The sequence below is a fragment of the Candidatus Clostridium helianthi genome (assembly GCF_045310795.1).
GTDB lineage: Bacteria > Bacillota > Clostridia > Clostridiales > Clostridiaceae > Clostridium > Clostridium helianthi.
In genome coordinates this window covers 1-662 of sequence record NZ_JBJIAB010000116.1, presented here as the reverse complement: position 1 = coordinate 662, position 662 = coordinate 1, and the positions used below count along the sequence as shown (strand labels likewise).

The 662-nt window shown below is 34.0% G+C and carries 1 protein-coding gene; it reads right to left on the bottom strand.

Features of this window, described 5'->3' with window-relative positions; all coding sequences use genetic code 11:
• A partial coding sequence (locus ACJDTP_RS27425) for a peptidoglycan-binding domain-containing protein (protein WP_406763007.1) occupies window positions 1–662 on the bottom strand: 662 nt, incomplete at both ends.

Below are 662 nucleotides of genomic sequence, written 5' to 3'. Positions count from 1 at the left end.
GTTGCATAATCAACTACTCCTGTTTGTGGTAATCCAAATATTTGTTGGAATGTCTTTACTGCCTCTGCAGTCTTTGGTCCATATATTCCATCCTCAGCAACTCTCGGAATTAATGGGTAGTTTCTTGCTATTCTATTTAATTGACTTTGAATAGTCCTTACAGCAGAACCAGATGAACCAATAGTTAATGGTCTACCTGGATATGATTGAGGGCTTCCAGCAACTTTTTCAGCTGTAACTAATTCAATGTTATTTCCATAATAATATCTCAAAATCTCATATGGTACCTTACCTTGTACTCCTAATTTCTGACTACCCCATTGACTCAACCATTCGGGACAGCTAACCCGCTTTCCATCACAGTATTGTGTTAAAAGTGGCTGCTTCCTTCCAATCCTTCGTACGTATGTGGAAAAAATCTCATCGACAATTTGACTTATATTATCATAGAAATTTCTACCATAAGCGAATGCATGATCATAAGCTGTAGAGCTTGTAATATCAAAGTTTTTTCCTTTACCTCTATACCACTCAGTATATATTCTATTTAATGTAAAAGATATAATACAAAAAATATTTGCTCTTATTGCTGAATTTGTCCAAGTTGAATATATTTCGCATGAAGCAACATTTTTAATGTAATCTTTAAAAGGTACTTTATA